At 45.1% G+C, this 17,252-nt stretch carries 14 protein-coding genes; 4 read left to right on the forward strand and 10 right to left on the reverse strand.

Annotated features, from left to right (window positions below; genetic code table 11):
• The first annotated feature begins 23 nt into the window (after positions 1-23).
• A complete protein-coding gene (locus tag NDK19_RS02565; protein WP_250630271.1) occupies positions 24-674 on the forward strand; it encodes a flavin reductase family protein in 651 nt (216 codons plus the stop codon).
• A 141-nt stretch (positions 675-815) separates the two neighbouring features.
• Here NDK19_RS02565 and NDK19_RS16875 read toward each other — a convergent pair whose 3' ends face one another.
• Together NDK19_RS16875 and NDK19_RS02570 are read right to left on the reverse strand one after the other, a co-directional pair.
• A complete protein-coding gene (locus NDK19_RS16875; protein WP_262910256.1) occupies positions 816-947 on the reverse strand; it encodes a hypothetical protein in 132 nt (43 codons plus the stop codon).
• Complete coding sequence (locus NDK19_RS02570; protein ID WP_250630272.1) at positions 944-3,460, reverse strand: PIG-L family deacetylase; 2,517 nt, start codon at positions 3,458-3,460, stop codon at positions 944-946. The genes NDK19_RS16875 and NDK19_RS02570 overlap by 4 nt, the downstream gene beginning before the upstream one ends.
• Before the next feature lie 105 nt (positions 3,461-3,565).
• On the opposite strand from NDK19_RS02570, the gene NDK19_RS02575 reads away from it, so the two are divergent.
• Complete coding sequence (locus NDK19_RS02575) at positions 3,566-4,396, forward strand: DUF3298 and DUF4163 domain-containing protein (RefSeq protein WP_250630273.1); 831 nt, start codon at positions 3,566-3,568, stop codon at positions 4,394-4,396.
• Positions 4,397-4,525: 129 nt separating this feature from the next.
• Here the strand turns inward: NDK19_RS02575 and NDK19_RS02580 are convergent, their stop codons facing one another.
• From NDK19_RS02580 to NDK19_RS02595, 4 genes are all read right to left on the reverse strand, one after another.
• Positions 4,526-5,725 (reverse strand): DUF1501 domain-containing protein, encoded by a 1,200-nt coding sequence (locus NDK19_RS02580; RefSeq protein WP_250630274.1) that lies wholly within the window; start codon positions 5,723-5,725, stop codon positions 4,526-4,528.
• A 110-nt stretch (positions 5,726-5,835) separates the two neighbouring features.
• Positions 5,836-7,236 carry a DUF1800 domain-containing protein gene (locus NDK19_RS02585; protein WP_250630275.1) on the reverse strand — a complete coding sequence of 467 codons (1,401 nt, stop codon included), beginning with the start codon at positions 7,234-7,236 and terminating at the stop codon, positions 5,836-5,838.
• 214 nt (positions 7,237-7,450) lie between these two features.
• Complete coding sequence (locus NDK19_RS02590) at positions 7,451-8,272, reverse strand: glycoside hydrolase family 16 protein (protein WP_250630276.1); 822 nt, start codon at positions 8,270-8,272, stop codon at positions 7,451-7,453.
• A 4-nt stretch (positions 8,273-8,276) separates the two neighbouring features.
• Positions 8,277-9,332 carry a DUF3667 domain-containing protein gene (locus NDK19_RS02595; protein ID WP_250630277.1) on the reverse strand — a complete coding sequence of 352 codons (1,056 nt, stop codon included), beginning with the start codon at positions 9,330-9,332 and terminating at the stop codon, positions 8,277-8,279.
• A gap of 96 nt (positions 9,333-9,428) precedes the next feature.
• Between NDK19_RS02595 and truA the strand changes: the two genes are divergently transcribed.
• Positions 9,429-10,187, forward strand: coding sequence for a tRNA pseudouridine(38-40) synthase TruA (truA, locus tag NDK19_RS02600; protein ID WP_317207147.1), 759 nt, complete (start codon positions 9,429-9,431; stop codon positions 10,185-10,187).
• Between the two features lie 166 nt (positions 10,188-10,353).
• Positions 10,354-11,469 (forward strand): glycosyltransferase family 4 protein, encoded by a 1,116-nt coding sequence (locus NDK19_RS02605; protein WP_250630278.1) that lies wholly within the window; start codon positions 10,354-10,356, stop codon positions 11,467-11,469.
• Positions 11,470-11,560: 91 nt separating this feature from the next.
• Here NDK19_RS02605 and NDK19_RS02610 read toward each other — a convergent pair whose 3' ends face one another.
• The 4 genes from NDK19_RS02610 to NDK19_RS02625 form a co-directional block, all read right to left on the reverse strand.
• Positions 11,561-12,646 (reverse strand): aminotransferase class V-fold PLP-dependent enzyme, encoded by a 1,086-nt coding sequence (locus NDK19_RS02610; protein ID WP_250630279.1) that lies wholly within the window; start codon positions 12,644-12,646, stop codon positions 11,561-11,563.
• Positions 12,647-12,671: 25 nt separating this feature from the next.
• On the reverse strand, positions 12,672-13,223 hold the full coding sequence (locus NDK19_RS02615; RefSeq protein WP_250630280.1) for a Maf family protein: 552 nt from the start codon (positions 13,221-13,223) through the stop codon (positions 12,672-12,674).
• Between the two features lie 29 nt (positions 13,224-13,252).
• On the reverse strand, positions 13,253-13,870 hold the full coding sequence (locus NDK19_RS02620) for a bifunctional nuclease family protein (RefSeq protein ID WP_250630281.1): 618 nt from the start codon (positions 13,868-13,870) through the stop codon (positions 13,253-13,255).
• 75 nt (positions 13,871-13,945) lie between these two features.
• Positions 13,946-17,167, reverse strand: coding sequence for a translocation protein TolB (locus tag NDK19_RS02625; RefSeq protein ID WP_250630282.1), 3,222 nt, complete (start codon positions 17,165-17,167; stop codon positions 13,946-13,948).
• Between the last annotated feature and the right edge of the window lie 85 nt (positions 17,168-17,252).

The following is a 17,252-nucleotide window of genomic DNA, read 5'->3' on the forward strand; positions in this document are numbered from 1 at the left end:
CAAAATCGGATTATAGCAAAGATATGGAAACAATCAACTTTGCAACTTTTCGCGCATCTGACTTTGAGCAGATGGAAAAGCAATTTCGCACAAACTTGATTAATTCGCTCAGCGGATTCAAAAGTGTCTGCCTTGTAGGTACTCAAAGTAAGGAAGGCGTTACTAATCTGGCAATTTTCAGTCAGGTGTTTCATGTGGGGGCTAATCCCGCACTGATAGGGATGTTGGTGCGCCCCGATTCGGTTCGCCGCGACACACTCATTAATTTGCAGGAAACGGGCTTTTTTACGCTCAATCACATCCGTGCCGATTTTTTCAAAGAGGCACATCAGACTTCTGCCCGCTACGACAGGTCGGAGTTTGAGGCAGTCGGGCTTACACCGTTTTACACAGAAAACATCAAAGCACCCTATGTGGCAGAGTCTTACATACGTATCGGTTTGTCATTTGCAGAACGCCACGAGCTCGCTATCAACGGTACCGTGCTGATTATAGGTAGGGTAGAGGAGGTTTTTGCTCCGGCAGACTGCGTAGCGTCCGACGGTTATCTGGACATTGAAAAGGCCGGTACTATCACCTGTTCTTCGTTGGACAGCTACCACACCACCCGAAGGCTCGCGCGTTTGAGCTATGCCAAACCTGACAAGCCGCTAACGGAGATTACAGGTGTGTAAGGAAGAAAAATATACAAAAACCTGACAGGACTTGACAACCTGTCAGGTTTTTGTGCTTGTTTTCAATAGATCACACAAAAAAAATCGCAAACCACTTGCGTTTTTGCATATACACAAGCTAATTTGGATAATGCCAAAATTTTATCTCATCCAAACCGAAAAGGCATAAAAAATGCCAATCAGCAGCAGCAGGTAAACTACCAATGCGATATACATTTGCCGCCACGAACGGAAAAACGGTGGCAGATGTTCTTTTTCTTCCTCGTTGCTCATTTGCCGTAAGAAATCAGGTTAGTAAACAAACGGTAAGCGCCTGAAACACCCGCCGGCAGTTGGCGGAAAAAGGCATAACCGGTGTAAATAAATGCTCCTTTGCCGTATTTGGCAAACAGCAGGCCGCCTTTCAGTTGGTCAGAGCCCGGGTCGGCACAGGAGATAACGGTTTCGTACTTATCGTCCCAGCGGTCGGCGAAATAGAGGCCGCGCTCCTGTACCCAGTCTTTAAAATCATCCTGCGTGATTTTATTCGGGCTGTTCAGCAGTGGGTGATTCGGGCTGACAAAAGTAATGGGCGCATCTTCCAGCGTTACGCGCTCGCGCGAAATACGAAACGGATACGGGCCGATTTGTTGTGTACCCAACCCAAAACTCACGTTGTACTGCACAATCAGCGTTCCGCCTTGTTCCACATAATCCAACAGTTTAGGGCTGTGAAATTTGATGCGGGGGCGTGCATTATACGCGCGAACGCCCGTGATGATGGCATCAAATTGTGAAAGATTCATATTGTCAAAATTATCATCGGTCAGATTGACTACCTGATAGCCTATCTGGCGCAAACTTGCGGGGATTTCGTCGCCTGCACCATCGTAATAGCCGATGAGTTTGCCCTTGGTTTGGATATCCAACTTGACAATTTTTGCCGTAGCCATTGGGTACAGCATCTGAATAGGAATGTGAGGATAGTTGATTTCTTCCAGCCCATGTGCAGGCTCGCCGTTAATCATCACGCTGATTTCTGCCGTGCTGCCCCCGTCAGGCGGGAAAAGTTGAAAATTGACGGTTTTCTCCTCTTCTTTCATTGCCAGTGCAAAGTCAATGAAAGCGGGTTTGCTGCGCCAGCCCTGTGGTAGAACCAATGACACACGGCCTGATGCATTGTTGCGCCCCGCTTTAAGTAACAAGCTGATCTCCTTCGGGTTGCGGTCAGAAAACACGTAAACTTTATCCTTGATATTGGCAGTAACGGGCGGCACTATCTCAAACGGTCGGTATTGTTCGCCATCTACGCGGTGCGTCCACTTATACATCATCGGGATGCGGTAGGTAAGCTGTACGCCGTCTAACTCTACTCCAAAAAGTACGGTGTGTTCGGGCGGAGTTTCAGGTAGACCGACAAGCTGCCAGTCATCTACCTGATACATGCCCTTATTGAGCGGTTTAATGAGCCAATAAGGTTGTGAAATAGCTAACTTTTCCGACAGACGATATTTATTCTTGATGATTTGCGGCACATTATTGACAAGTAAAATGTCTTTGCTTGCTTTTCCTCCGTTTGAGCGCTCAAATCCCTGTGCAAACTCTACGTCATAAATCCGCCATTTGAAGGGCAAGTTGCTGCGGTTGAGTACAGTGGTTATGGTACTTACGCTGTCGCCTGCCACTGCCGAGTAGTCTTCTGCCACAATTTCAAACCAAAGGCCGGCACATTCGCGAATGACCTCTTTTACTTCCTCTTTTTTTACATTTATCCAATAGCGTTCATCGTCGTTGGCAGGTTTCCATTTGTTGAGGCTGCGATAGACCTGCAACAGTAGCGGTACAACAGCCGAAGGATTTTCAGGATTAAATCGGGCAATGGCTTGGTCAATCAGTTTGCCGATTTTTTCGCCCCCTTTGATGCGCGTCCATGTGGTGTTGATACCGTCAAATAAATCATTCTGTGCGCGGTCGCCCATAATGTGCTGCACGTATTCCATGCGGGTGCCGCGTTCTTTGGCCGCCCCAAAACCCTGACTTTTGTGCTGGCTGCGGCTATCCATAGCAATGTCGTAGTAGCTTTCACCCAACAAAGGATTGTACGTGCCTACATCCATCGGCAAAAACAGGCTTTCATCAATTTTGGCTGTATCGTTTACGCCGCGCCATTTGTTCCAAAGCAGGCGTTTAGGTTGCCATACCGATACGTATTTTAGTTGTTCGGGAAACATTTTAGGGTCTGCCGCCGCACGAAAGGCATCCTCTGCCAACAGTGCAGAGGAGGTATGATGCCCGTGCCCGCCGCTACCATCGGTGGGAAAACGCGTGATAAGCACATCGGGGCGGAATTTGCGAATTGTCCAAACCATATCGGCCAGTACGCGGGTGCTGTCCCAAAGCAGCAGCGTTTCGCGTGGATTGCGGGAAAACCCGAAGTCGTTGGCCGTGCTGAAAAACTGTTTGCCGCCGTCTATTCGCCGCGCTGCAAGCAGTTCCTGCGTGCGTATGACACCCAGCAAGTAGCCCTGTTCGCTGCCGATGAGATTTTGGCCGCCATCGCCTCTGGTCAGTGACAAATAAGCGGTTTCGTAGTGTTTATGCTTGGCGAGGTAAGCAATCAGGCGCGTGTTTTCATCGTCGGGGTGGGCAGCTATGTAAAGCACAGAACCCAGCACGCGAAGTTTTTTTAGTGCCAGTTGCAATTCGCCCGTTTTCATCGGCTTCAGTGCCTGCGCACCGACACCACAGGGTAGGAGCAACAGCAGCGTACACAATAAGCCCCACTGTTGCAGGTGTAACTTTTTCATTATCATATACCTTTCAATTCCGGCGAAATTAAACAGTTATCGGCAATGTGCCGCCGCTAATGAGCGACAATTCTTATATTAGCTGCCGATTAGAAAACTGAACTCATGCAAAAAAATATTTCATTCATTCTGGTAGGTTGTTTGATGTTGTGCATTGTCGGATGCAACAAAAAAACGGGTGATAAGGGCGACTTGCCTTTTACATTTGAGGCGAAACACATTGAACGCGATTTGGCCACGCTGTGGCTGCGCAAGTCGGACAGTTCCGTTGTAGATACAACTCATCACATCCTGTCTATTCATTATCCGGTTATCAGCGATTGGGAGAATGAGGAAGCACAGCAGATTTTCAACACATTGGTAAAAAATATAGTAGATGAAAATATTGCCATGTTTGAAAAAGAAATGGTTCCCGGTGATTATCAGGAGAAGGTATGGCTTGACTCCGCAGAAGCTGCCAATTATATTTCCATCGGGAAAAATACATCTCTCCACATCAATTACCTGCCCGGTATTATCAACGAAGATTTTATCGCCGTCCAATTTGCATTTGATGCTTTCTATGGCGGGGCGCATGGTATGCAGTATTTTCAGCAGCTAAACTTTGATGTATCCAATAAAAAAATCTTACAATTATCTGATTTATTTATTCCTAATGCTGATTACTTAGCGCAGTTATCGGCTTATTGTCGCAATGATTTGCTGAGCCGTGTCAATGAAATAGGCTCCGACTCCACCATGATAGAGCAGGGAGTTGAGCCTGTGCTTGCCAATTTCAAAGATTTTGAACTGACTTCGCAAGGAATTAAAATTTATTTTTCGCCTTACCAAGTAGCTCCGTATGCTTCAGGGCCGCAGGAAGTAAAAATTCCATACGCCAATCTGGAAAAAATATTGCGCCCCGACGGCGTATGGAAGAAAATTCAAAAGAAATAGTCGGAAAAATTTAAAGTATAGCCTACCGGAATACGGATTTTAGCGGGTAATACCGATGAACGCTGATTGAAGTGTTTCAGGAAGAAAAATCTGCCGATTGATAAAAGCGTTTTAATGCGCTTCAATTGCCTATACCAACCGAATCGGTTCAAAATTTCGCCCCAGTACGGCGGCAATGTCGGCTTTTAGCCAGTCCTGCACTAAGTTGGCATAGATGCTGCGGAAATCAATTTGATATTTCAAATCGCCGTTGTCCAAATTGCTTAGGTCGGGCACAGGGTTAAATACTCCCGTTTTTTTCAACGATGCCCCCATCAGAAACAGGCAATTAGCCGTTCCGTGGTCGGTGCCGTTGCTTGCGTTTTGTGCCACGCGCCTGCCAAACTCCGAAAAAGTAAGCACTGCCACGTGCTGTTGTTTGCCGATACTTTTTAAATGCTGCATAAAAGCATAAACAGCCTCACTGTATTCAGTCAGCAGGCGGGTTTGTTGCTGATTTTGGCGCACATGTGTATCAAATCCGCTGAGTGATACGTAATAGACCCGTGTTTGTGCACCGCCATTTATCAGTTCTGCCACTGTTTTCAGGCGTTTAGCCAATGCGCTGTTAGGATAATCCGCATAGCCGTTTTTTATCTCTGATTTTTGGTAAATATAATCGGCAGATGAGATGGTTTCGGCCATCGTTTTATACAAATACGCTACATTTTCATGGGAGTCATCCGCAGGTTTACCATATTTTGCAATATTTTCGTACACGGGGCTGTGTACTGCCTGATAGAGTTTTTTCGGGTCTTGCAGAGCAAGAGCTTTTACGTTATGTCCTTTCAGTGCAAGGCTTAGCGTATCATCTAATTCTATTGCCTGATGTGATTGGCAGATACCGTTGCACTGCGAATCAAGATAACGCCCCAGCCAGCCCGTAGTCAGGTACTCATCGGAGTTGCTTGCCGTATGCCAAATATCCATTGAGCGAAAATGTGAACGGTCGGGGTTCGGATAGCCGACGCTATTGACTATGCTGACTAATCCGTCGTTATAAAGGCGACGAAATTTTTCCATAGCGGGGTTTAAAGCCAACTCATCGCTGATTTTTAACGCATCGTTTGCTGGGATGGCAATGGTTTGTCGCTCGCGGTAGTAGATGTCGTTGCGGTAAGGAATGACCGTATTCAGCCCGTCGTTTCCACCGGACAATTGAATAACGACCAGAATTTTATCATCAGGGCTAAGTGCCTGTGCTTCAAAGGCTTTCAGGAAAGCGGGAATCATCATCGTGCCGGCGGCTGCCAATGAAGATTGTTTGATGAAATGTCTGCGGGAAGCCATAAGCGATTGTTGATTAGTTGCGATTTTGGGTGATATAATTAGCGGCTGTGGGCAATTTCAGCATTCATGCGCCCAACTTTGCTTTTTTTACTGCATCTTGGTAAATAGTATTAACAAAGTTGATACTCAGGCAAAGATGCCAGCGAAAGGCTTATAAACTGAACAGCTGCTTCACGATTGGCAGTTGGTGTGTTTCTGAGTATTAGTTGTTTATTGGCATCCGACAATTTATTTTGCAAAAGGTAGGCTGCCAATTGTTCCAATATTTCCTTTTCTGAACTGCCGGATGCAATTTTTGAAAGCGCGTCCCAGTTTGCCGTTGCTTTCAGTTTGCGGAAGTTGCGCTGCGCCAAAAACTCCGTATTTACGTCGCCATCATCTTTTGCTTCTACGGGTAGTTCTATCTCGCGCATGATAGAAAAAGGCAGGAGCGTACGCACCATAAGTGTTGAACTGTCAATCCAGTTTTTACCTTCTGCCCAGCCGGCCACATTGGGTGGATAAAACACCACTTGTCCCAGTAATTTTTGGATAAATAGCAACGCATTTTCAGGCTCAAATTGTAGCCCGAACTGACGACGAAATTGCGTAATATACTCCACAGGCGCTTTAATACGGCTGCCGATATTTTTTGGTGAATAAAACCAATCGGAAGTAAAAATTTTATTCATTAGTTTACCGATATCGTATTCGCTTTCGTAAAAAATGTTTGCAAGTTCATTGATGATACCTTTATCAGGAGTATTATTTACAAAATGCCGATATATTTTGCGGGTAACAAAGACAGCAGTTTCCCGTTTGTCCAAAATCATGCGGATAATATCTTCACCGCCCCAGTTACCGCGTTTTCCCATAAAAGTTTTCAGGTCGGTATCATGAAAAAATCGGCGAAAAACAAACTCTCCTTGTTGGTTGAAGCCCCAGCCCGTAAAAGCTCTTGCTGCTTCTTTAATATCGGTTTCGGTATAATTGCCGCGACCAAGTGTAAATAATTCCATCACCTCGCGGGCAAAGTTCTCATTGGGGCTGTTTTTTCGGTTTTGCTGATTGTTCAAAAATTGCAGCATTGCGGGGTCTTTGGAAATGCTCATTAGCAAATCGCCAAATTTGCCTAATGCCTTTTCGCGTATCAGATTGTTTTGCAGTTGCGCAAAAAAGGCATTGAGCGTGCGCGTGGCAAAATGTCCGTGCCAAAACAGAGTCATTTTTTCGCGCAGACCTGCCTTGCTTTCCGCCATTTGCCTCATCCACAACAGGTTGAGCTCGCGCCCGCGATTCAGTGCATCCATTGCCATTTCTTTGCGTTCTTCTTTGTCGCTAAAAAGCAGTTTTACAACTCTTAACTCATTGTCATTCAGCAGGTTTAACGACTGATAGGACTTGCTGTCCGAAAAAATGGCTTCTACGTGCTTATGGATGGGCAGTTGCAGGGCAGTTGGCAGTTGCTCGGGCAGCAGCCCAAATCCGGCGCGCAGATAAAGATGTTGAAGATGTTGTTGGTTGCTTGGCATGGCAAATCGGGTTTGTTTGCTTGTTTTGACAGATTCAAAAGCCGTTGGTTTAACGATTAAAAAAATCCCGACAGGTTTTAAAAACCCGTCGGGACTTTTGGTTGCCGGGTACTAAATGCTGTGATTATGCAATCAGAATCGCCAACACAAACATGCGGATTGTTGCTAATAATTTTTAATCTAAAGCCCCAATCCAAATTCTGAAATGGCTAATTTATTTTACTTGCTTGTCATTGGCATAAACTCTCACCCAGTCCACTTCCATGCGTTGCGGCCAGATGGTCTCATCCACACCTTTAAGGCCACCCCAATTGCCACCTACCGCAATGTTCAATATCAGATAAAACGGCTTATTAAAAGGCCATTCCTTCTCGGTTTTATGTTCATTGGGGAAAGTAAAATATTTTTCTCCATCAACAAACCAGTCAATTTTTTCGGGAGTCCAGTCAATAGAATAGATATGAAACTTCTCTGAGCAATCAGGAACTTGCAGCGTATCGCCGCGTTGCGTGCCGATAGAGTGGTAATAGGCCTTGGTATGAACTGTTCCGTGAATAAAGCCCTGATTGTGGCCAACGTGTTCCATAATGTCAATTTCGCCGTCATCAGGCCATTGAAGCGGGTCTTTGGAGGAAAGCATCCAGATGGCAGGCCATGTGCCTCTGCCTTTGGGTAACTTGGCACGCACTTCTATACGGCCATAAGTAAAGTCACCTTTACCCTTGCTGATAAGTTTTGCGGAAGTGTAAGGATTATTTTCCATGCTGTCTTTGTGGGCTTCAATAATCAGGATGCCATTTTCAATGCGTGCGTTTTTAGGATTAGCCTTCGTGTAATATTGCAGCTCCTGATTACCCCAGCCGTGTCCGCCTACATCATAGCTCCACTTGGTAGTATCGGGCATACCGTTACCGTCAAATTCATCTTGCCAAATGAGTTTTGCTTCATTGTCGGCTATTTCCTTGTTCTTTTGAGACTGGCAAGCACCTAATAACAAGGCAACCATCGTTGTACACAGTAAAATCGTTATTTTCATGGTTTTAGAAAGTGAAAAATGAGATTAACAGTTCTAATGTAAGAAAAATAAAAAACAGTGTGGCATACCAAAAAGTAAAAGCAGACAATTTCAGCATCGTCATCATGCGTCCTTGTCCATACATGCGCCTGAAGGCTTTATAATTGTACAGCAACAGAATCACGTGTGGGATGGAAACGCACCAGCCCATCCATTCATCGTGGATGGCAACGTCAGCCAGCACACGCAACCCCATAAAAACCATACTGATTGAGAAAACAAAATAGACAAACGATTGTAAATAAAGCGTATTGACAAAGTGTTCAATATAATAAAAAGGTGAAAAAGGATAGATAACCCGCAGCGTTACAGCAAGCAGTGGTAACATAACAATCATCATCAGCGGAATATTGCCAAGAATTTCATTAATAAACATTGGCAAATCGCGCTGTCCGATTTTTAACAATTGCTTTGCAACTATTTTATCTAAATCTTTAATAAAATTCGCTTCTCTGATATGTAAACCATGATTTTTCAGACTGTCTAACAGCGCACTTTCTGTCATTGTCGGGTCTTGGATGGTGCGAAAAAACCAGTTGTTGCCTACGCTGCGCAAAGAGGAGTCGGAATTTTCGTTAGTAGCATTTGCCTGCGAAATGGCGCTGAAGTTAATATCCCCGCGTACAGTGATAAGGTTTTTTTGTTGCCTGATACTGTCCATAACTACCTCATCTTTCCCCAAAGCTCTGATGGTCAGGTTTTTAATTCCTGCGACATAGCCAAATACAAAAAAGTATAAAAGACTCATCAGAATATAAAGCCGCACCGGGTGGATATAGTGAATGCGCTTACCTTCATTAAACGCCTGACTCAAATAGCCCGGGCGAAAAATAAAAGGTACGATACTTCTGCCAAAACGGGAATCAAGCGTAATATAGTTGTCAAATAAATCGCGCAGCAGTTGCAAAAAAGATACGCGGACAACAGTATTTTCCTGACCACATTGGGGACAGTAATTGTAATGTGCAGGATATTTCAGTTGGCAGTTTAGGCATTGTCCGCCTCTAATTCGATGTCGCATGGGAAAAACAACCGTTTATTGGAATACAAATAAAACTGATGTTGTCCAAAATGCGACAAAGCAAGGTGTTTCTTGTAATTTTGCACCATTACAAGCATGATGCAGCGTTACTTTCTGGAAATAGCCTACAAAGGCACTCGCTATCACGGTTGGCAAGCACAAGAGAATACTACGCTGACCGTTCAGGGAGAACTCAATCGGGCTTTGGGATTTATTCTCAGGCAGCCCGTGGTAGAAACCATCGGCAGTGGCAGAACGGATACGGGCGTACATTGCAAAAGCCAATACGTGCATTTTGATACGGCAAACCCGATTGAGAATATCTCAAAATTTATCTTTTCCCTTAATCGCTGTTTGCCTCCTGATATATTGGTTAAGAATTGTTTACCGGTTCATCCTGAGGCCAATGCGCGTTTCAGTGCTTTGAGCAGGGCTTACGAATATCATATTACCCGCGAAAAAGACCCTTTCAGCAAGGATTTGTCTTATCAGTTCACGTATGCCTTAAATCTGGATGCCATGAATGAGGCTGCAGCTTTGCTGTTGCAATACGATGATTTTCAGTCATTTAGCAAAGTAAAGACGGATGTAAAGACCTTCCGATGCAAGGTTATGTATGCTTTTTGGCAGGCTACCGATACGGGTTGCATCTTCCATATCAAGGCAGACCGTTTTTTGCGTGGAATGGTACGAGCCATTGTTGGCTCGCTGCTCGACATCGGGCTTGGGAAGCGAACCATAACCGATTTTCGGCAAATGATAGAAGTCAAAGACCGAACGCAGGCAGGGCGCGCCGTGCCTCCACAGGGGCTTTTTCTTTGTCAAGTGGAATATCCGGCAGATATCTGGCTTTAGGTATGAATTTGTAATTAATTCAATATAAACTTTTACTTTTTTTAGTTTAAAATTTTGCTAAATACTTAGTTCTGCTTAAAATTGGTAAGGGTTTTGCGGCTTAAAAGATGTTAAATTGAACCAGCATTACCACGGCAATGAATTGTACTACACTGACAAATGAGCGATGAAAATTTGTATTGTTATTAATTCGTCTTGGAATATTTATAATTTCCGCGCCGGACTGATTCAATCGCTGAAAAAAGGAGGACATGAGATTGTAACTATTGCCCCCGATGATGGGTACGTAACGCATCTTGAAAAATTGGGCTGCCGACACCACATCATCGAGATTGACAATAAAGGCTCCAATCCGATTAACGATTTTTGGTTATTTACCCAATTGGTGCAAATATATGCGGCAGAAAGGCCGGATGTAATTTTACACTACACCATCAAACCTAATATTTACGGGACTTTTGCCGCCACAATGCTTGGTATCCCGACCATCAATAATGTAACAGGATTGGGTACTGTTTTTTTGCATCGCAATCTTACTTCCCGCATTGCTCATAAGCTCTACCGTTGGGCATTCCGATTTCCGCAGACTGTATTTTTTCAGAATCAGGAGGACAGGGATTTGTTTGTAAACATGAAACTTGTACGTCCTGAAATTACAGATGTATTACCGGGTTCAGGCATTGACGTAGATAAGTTTATACCTGCTCAAACTAAGAAAAATACAATTTTTACCTTCTTGCTGATAGCGCGTGTGTTGTATGACAAAGGAATTTTGGAATATGTAGAAGCTATTCGCCTACTGCGCAGTAAAGGGATTCAGGCAAAATTCTGGTTGTTGGGCAAGATAGATACAGAAGCCGGTTTAGGTATCCCTCCGGAAGAAGTTGCGGCATGGGAGGCCGAGGGATTGATAGAATACTTAGGTACTACGGATGATGTTATCTCCGTTATTCGCCGCTCAGATTGCGTACTTTTGCCTTCCTATCGGGAAGGTACGCCCCGCACGCTGTTAGAGGCGGCCAGTTTGGGTAAACCCATTATTGCAACCGATGTTCCCGGCTGTCGCGATACGGTTCAGCACGGTTTCAACGGTTTCTTATGTAAAGTAAAAGACCCGGCAGACCTCGCCGCACAGATGGAAAAAATGATGCAGGCAGATGAAGCGACATTGGTGCGCATGGGTAGCAACAGCCGCAAACTTGCCGTAGAGCGTTTTGACCAAAATATTGTGATTTACAAATATCAACAGGCGCTTGCTTCCGTGATAGCCGAAACAACGTAGATACGGAAAAAATATCAGAATTTTATAAATATTTGAAAATCAAAAAGTTAAACCCCAACCGTCTTTTAAAACTGTTGGGGCTTTTATATGCCTACCATCGTGCCATTAAGTCGCTCAGGTGCTGAAACACCTCTTTGGAGTGGGTCGGAAAGTTAGCGATTCGTATTTGGCTGTCTTTCAGGTTGCCATAGCCGCTGCCTACTACAATGTGATGTTCTTTGCAAAAGGATATGAAATCGGCAGCAGGGCGATTCAGCACGTTGGCTACGATAACTGTTGCAGAGCGGTGTGCCGGATTTTCTACAAATAATGAAAATTTATCAGGATGCTTTTGCAGATTGTGATATGCAATGGCAGCTTTGCCGTCTGTTTCCTGACGCAGGGCTTTTATGCCGCGGCGGTTCATGTCTTCCGCCACTTTGCCCAACAGATAAATCCCCAGCATATTAGGGGTTTCGGGGGTTTCGTTTTTGCGGATAGCACTTGCCAATGAGGGCAGGGTATGATAAGTGCCAATACTCTTACCCTTGCTTAGTAACTGCTCAGCTTTGGCAAGGCATCTTTCATTGAATATCCATACGCCCAAACCGGCAGGCAGACCAAAACACTTTTGAACGGAGAAAAACAAGCTATCTATCTGCGTAAAATTAATAGCCGGATAGGGTGCAGATGAAACGGCATCTACTATCAGCAGCGCATCGGGGAATTTCTTCCGCAAGGCATAAATATCTGCTAAAGGCATGGCAACGCCTGTACTGGTTTCATTGTGGGTAATGCAAAGCAATTCAGGCGATTGAAAATCAGGCATTTGTTCTAAGTCAAAGCCTTGCCCGAGTGGGACTTCCCATTTTTCTGCTTTGCGTTGCAGTTGTTTGCTGAAATCGTAGAACTTTTTTGAGAAACTGCCATTGACCAAATGCAGCGTTGTTTCTTCGCTCATATTTTGGATGGCGCGTTCCCACACTTCGGTTGCAGAGGCCGTAAAAGCAATGTGATAGCCTTCGGGTAGCTGAAACAACTCGCGCAGTTGTGCCAGCGTATGGGCTACTACCTGCTGAAAGGTTTTGCTGCGGTGCGAAATGGCACAAATATTTTCTTTCAGAGCGGTTTTGATGTGCCCCGGAACGGTGTGAAACAATTCGGAAGGCCCCGGGGTGAGGAAGTAAGTGTGTGCCATAGTTTGATATTGTTTTAAACGGAGATTATGCAGGCAACTGATGAATCATTTCATAAACCAAATGAGTGGGCAAGCCCATCACGGTAAAGAATGAACCCTCAATTTTGTAGATGCCAATCATACCAATCCACTCTTGAATACCGTATGCGCCCGCTTTGTCAAATGGTCGGTAATGCTGAATGTAGTGCGCTATTTCCTCTGCTGTAAGTTCCCGAAAATGGACTTTTGCTACATCGCTGCGGGTGATTATCTGCTGAGGGGTCATCAAACTCACACCGGTAATTACTTGGTGCACTTGGCCGGAAAGCATCCGCAACATGGTGGTAGCTTCTGCTTCGTCTGTGGGCTTATTTAGAATATTGCCTTTGCATACCACGACCGTATCGGCAGTTATAACTACCTGATTTTCTGTGAGTTCACCTTCAAAAGCACGTGCTTTTTTTTCGGCTAAATAGGCTGCCGCATTTTCTGCACTGATATGGGCGGGGATAGTTTCATCGGTATTTTTTACCTGTACTGAAAAGGTAAAGCCCATTTCGTTCAGCAATTGCCGACGGCGTGGAGATTGCGAAGCCAATATAAGTTGTAAATCAGTGCGTACCAATTTTATTTACGCTTGTTGAGTTCGTCCCTGATTTTGGCAGCTTTTTCGTAATCTTCTGCCTCAATTGCCCGCTGAAGTTCACTTTCCAATTGTTCTACGGTCATGCCGGCAAGTCCTTCGGGCGTAGTCAGGCGCTTTTCGCTGCTGCGTTCCGGAGCGCTTGCGGTGGTCATTTCCATATCCTCCTCATCTTCTTCCTCCATGTCGGAAATAGTGATGCCTGCTTCCGAGAGCACGTCTTCATAGGTGTAGATGGGCACATCAAAGCGCAGCCCGATGGCTATTGCATCGGAAGGACGGGCATCTATCTCTATGCGCTCATACGAGTCGTTGGCAGAGCAAACAATTTTGGCATAAAATACTCCTTCGCGCAGTTCAGAGATGATTATTTCGTGTATATCATAGTGGAAGGCTTTGGCAAAAGCCTTAAAAAGGTCGTGTGTCATGGGGCGCGCAGAGGTGATTTTTTCTATCTCAATAGCAATTGCCTGCGCTTCAAACATGCCGATAATAATGGGCAAACGTCGTTTTTTGCCAACCTCCCCAAGTACTAACGCAAACGAACCCGATTGCGACTGACTTGATGAAAGACCAAGTATTTCGAGTTTTATTTTTTCCACTTTGCCTTCCTTAGTAAAAATAGTGTGCGAATTTAACAAAAGTTCACCTAATCGGTGTAGTAAGTACCGCAAAAATCAAAAATCATATCCTAACGTAAAGTAGAACACAGGTTTTTGAATTTGTTCGTTTTCAATTCCCCATGCTGCGTCAAACTTTGTATAGTAGCTGCCCAACAGCATGGTTCTCACACCGCTTCCTAAGCCAATCAGGAAGGGGTTTTTAAAGTTAGATACACGGGCTGCAAAGGGCTCTCTGATAATCTCTATGGTATTCAGTGAGTTTTCGCGGTTAAACGGACTTACACCGCTCCACGAAGCCCCAATATCGGTAAATGCAACAAATTGCAGGTTGCGGAAGAAGTTGGACGTAATGGCGCTTTTGTAAAAATATTTTAGCAGCGGCAGGCGGAGCTCTGCATTAAAGAGGATGTAGCTGCTGCCGCGCAGTTTGTTCCAGTTAAAGCCGCGCAGATTACCTACGTATTGCACAAACAGCAGGTCGCTCAGGTCTTTTCCGGGGCGGGTAGCATCTACAAACAATGGGTCTGTATTAGGAACGGGGTCGCTTTGGTTGCCTATCCAGTTAGCCATGCCGCCGAGCCGATAGCTTTTTCTGCCCGGCCCGAAGAATTGCCCGTAGCTGAAGCGCCCTGCAAACAGGAGTGAGCCTGTAAGTTTGCGATAGGTGCGTGCGTCTATGGTCAAGTTGCTGAAATTCCTGCCACGTCCCGATATACCAACCCATGTTTCGTAGCGTGCCATAGCGCGTGTGCCTTCCATCAGGTTTGGCCCGAGGGTGAGGCTGTTATCAAACACAAACTCAAAGCCGATACCGCCATAGCTGAACGAGCGGTCGGGCAGTTGCTGTACGGCAGGGTTAATGTCGCTGGTGGGTGTAAAAGTTGTGTTGGCAAAAAATGGACTTGCCGAAACGCGAGTGGTTACGCTGAAAGGATAAGATGCGCTCCCTTGCAGTTTGTTCAGTGCATATTTTTGCACAAAATCAAGAGGCGATATGGTCAGTGATTGTCGGTCAAAGCGTACTTTGTAATCAATGCGTTGCTTTAAATATCTGTATTCTGCATAGTACATGGCGCTTCGGAGCGTAGTAAGACCAAACAAGCCCGCATTGAATTTGTGATTTTCTAAGGCATCGCTCATGCTGGCCTCTAACACGATACCAAGCCCGCGCAGAGGGTCTGTGATGATGGAAGTAACGAGGTTGTCGGCACTGAACTTGCTTTCATAGGCCTGTGCTTTGCTGAAACTGAAATTTTTATTAGTTCCCTGTTCAAATGGGCTGAGCGGGCGATAGTTTTTGAGCAATTTCTTTTTGTCGGTTTTGGTGAAGGTATCAAACCGATAGTTTTCGGTATCTATCTCATCCGATTTTTTGGTGGTATCTGCGGCTGCTATCTTTTTTTCTTCCTTCGGGGTTACGGGTTGTGTGCCTGCGGTTGTCGGCAACTGGTCGCGCTCTGCTTTCTGCCGCATTTGGTTGAGTCGGCGAAGGTCGAGCAGTTGCTGCCGCGCTGTTTTCAAGGTAAAAAGTGAGTTGCGGATATTGAAATCGGTGATATTAAACACGGCTTCGCTGCCCTGAAAAAGGCTGATGAAGGTAAGTTGTTTACCCGACAGGTCATAATATTTTATGCTGTGCGGAAAGGCCGAAATTTGGGTGCTTACTTCATCTTTGAGGTCATAGCGGAACAGGTGATGGATGCCGCGCTGGTCGCTCAGGAATAAAAGAGTGTTTTCGGAAAGAGCAAGCGGGCGGCTGTCGTAGCTCAATGTATTGGAGATTCGTTTCAATACATTTTTTTGCTGCGGGTTGTAAATGAACAAGTTGAAACGCGACAGATTTTCTTCTTCTATGGGAGAGGCTACACCCAAAGTATCGTTGGTGCGATTCGAGCTAAATACAATTGCGTAGTTTCTGCCTTTTAGGAAAGCCGGATTGATATCGTCTGCATCATCGTTGGTGATGCGTGTAATCTGGTCTTTTTCAAGGTCATAGGTGTAAATATCGCTGCGGATGCCCTGTGTGGCACTGAGAACTAATCGCTTGCCGTCGTCTGAAATTTCCATGTCCCGAATGCTGCTGAAAGTCGGGAATGGCCGATGAGTGATTTTTTGCTTTTTGCCGATTTTTATTTCACTGAGCCGGTAGTTATCTTCAAATGTATTGATGACAAGCAGGGTTTGTGCGTCTTTCCATACGAACAAGGGCAGTATTTTGTCAATTTCCTGATTGAGGACACGGTTGCCGCCGCGCATCAATACAGATTCTTTTTTGCTGCTCAGGTTGCGCAGGCGGATATGATAGCGGCCTTTGTTGTTTTGAGCGTAGGCAATCAAGTCGTTGTCTTTGGGGTTGATTTTCACCCGATTAAAAGACATGTTCTTTTCATTGGGAAACAGCCGCGATTCGGCCAGTACATACTGGTGGTTTTCTCGCATGTTTTTGGCTTGTTCCAAATAGAAATTTCGCCAATTGTTTAAGAAACGCTGGTAAGCTATGCCCAGTGTATTTTCAATGCTGCTTTCTTCATTGCGTACCAATCGGGTGAGGTTTAAAATATTGGCAACATTGGTCTTGCCGTATTTCTCTACAATGAAGTTCCAAATGGAATGGCCTATCATGTGCGCTTCTTCGCCTTCCATGTTGGCAATTTTTTTTAGTTTTCTGTTTTCAAGCGCATCACGCATGTAGTCGTCCATTTCGCTGCTCCAGCCGTAGGCAATATAGCGCGCGGCACCCGGCAAAAACCAGTCGGGCAGGTTGAGCAGGTAGGAACTCTGCAATACATCCCGCAAGTTGCCGCCGTACATCATTTCCGAAATGAGCATTTCCGAAATATGCAGCCGCAATTCTGCGCGGTAATTGCTTTGCAGGCCTGTAAAAGCGATTTCAATTTCCGATTTGGCAAATCGTGTTTGGCCTGTTACGGCAAAACCCTGTTTATCTACTCCTATGTTGCTTTGGTGAATATCTTTGACAGAGGGGTAAACAAAAATTTTGATTTTATTAAAAGGTGCATAACCTACAAAATCGGTAATGGTCGGAAATTCCTGCTCGGCTATGGTTGCGGTCAGTTTCGCCAAGTCTTCATTGTTGTCGTAAAAAAAGATGTTGAAGTTTTGGCTGGAAATATACTGCCAATCAAAGTTCTTGTACTGGATGCGGTTTTTGCCGAACATGCCGGTGCTGTACTGTGCGTGGGCTATTCCTGCCACTGTTGATAAGCACACGGCTATATAAATGGTTTTCAGCGCAATGCGAAAATGTTTCATCATAACAATTTGCGTATTGCTGCTAAGTTAATAAGAAACCTTGTAAGTTTTTCCGGTTGCGGTAACTTGATTGCCGCAACCGGAACCC

It is taken from the genome of Rhodoflexus caldus, assembly GCF_021206925.1.
In the GTDB taxonomy this organism is placed as follows: Bacteria; Bacteroidota; Bacteroidia; order Cytophagales; family Thermoflexibacteraceae; genus Rhodoflexus; species Rhodoflexus caldus.

What these genes read in the sequence shown, in the direction of transcription:
- NDK19_RS02590 (WP_250630276.1), bottom strand. Translation starts at nt 8,272, where the DNA reads ATGAAAATAACGATTTTACTGTGTACAACGATGGTTGCCTTGTTATTA.
- NDK19_RS02625 (WP_250630282.1), bottom strand. Translation starts at nt 17,167, where the DNA reads ATGATGAAACATTTTCGCATTGCGCTGAAAACCATTTATATAGCCGTG.
- NDK19_RS02570 (WP_250630272.1), bottom strand. Translation starts at nt 3,460, where the DNA reads ATGAAAAAGTTACACCTGCAACAGTGGGGCTTATTGTGTACGCTGCTG.
- NDK19_RS02580 (WP_250630274.1), bottom strand. Translation starts at nt 5,725, where the DNA reads ATGGCTTCCCGCAGACATTTCATCAAACAATCTTCATTGGCAGCCGCC.
- NDK19_RS02575 (WP_250630273.1), top strand. Translation starts at nt 3,566, where the DNA reads ATGCAAAAAAATATTTCATTCATTCTGGTAGGTTGTTTGATGTTGTGC.
- NDK19_RS02595 (WP_250630277.1), bottom strand. Translation starts at nt 9,332, where the DNA reads ATGCGACATCGAATTAGAGGCGGACAATGCCTAAACTGCCAACTGAAA.
- NDK19_RS02610 (WP_250630279.1), bottom strand. Translation starts at nt 12,646, where the DNA reads ATGGCACACACTTACTTCCTCACCCCGGGGCCTTCCGAATTGTTTCAC.
- NDK19_RS16875 (WP_262910256.1), bottom strand. Translation starts at nt 947, where the DNA reads ATGAGCAACGAGGAAGAAAAAGAACATCTGCCACCGTTTTTCCGTTCG.
- truA (WP_317207147.1), top strand. Translation starts at nt 9,429, where the DNA reads ATGATGCAGCGTTACTTTCTGGAAATAGCCTACAAAGGCACTCGCTAT.
- NDK19_RS02565 (WP_250630271.1), top strand. Translation starts at nt 24, where the DNA reads ATGGAAACAATCAACTTTGCAACTTTTCGCGCATCTGACTTTGAGCAG.
- NDK19_RS02605 (WP_250630278.1), top strand. Translation starts at nt 10,354, where the DNA reads ATGAAAATTTGTATTGTTATTAATTCGTCTTGGAATATTTATAATTTC.
- NDK19_RS02585 (WP_250630275.1), bottom strand. Translation starts at nt 7,236, where the DNA reads ATGCCAAGCAACCAACAACATCTTCAACATCTTTATCTGCGCGCCGGA.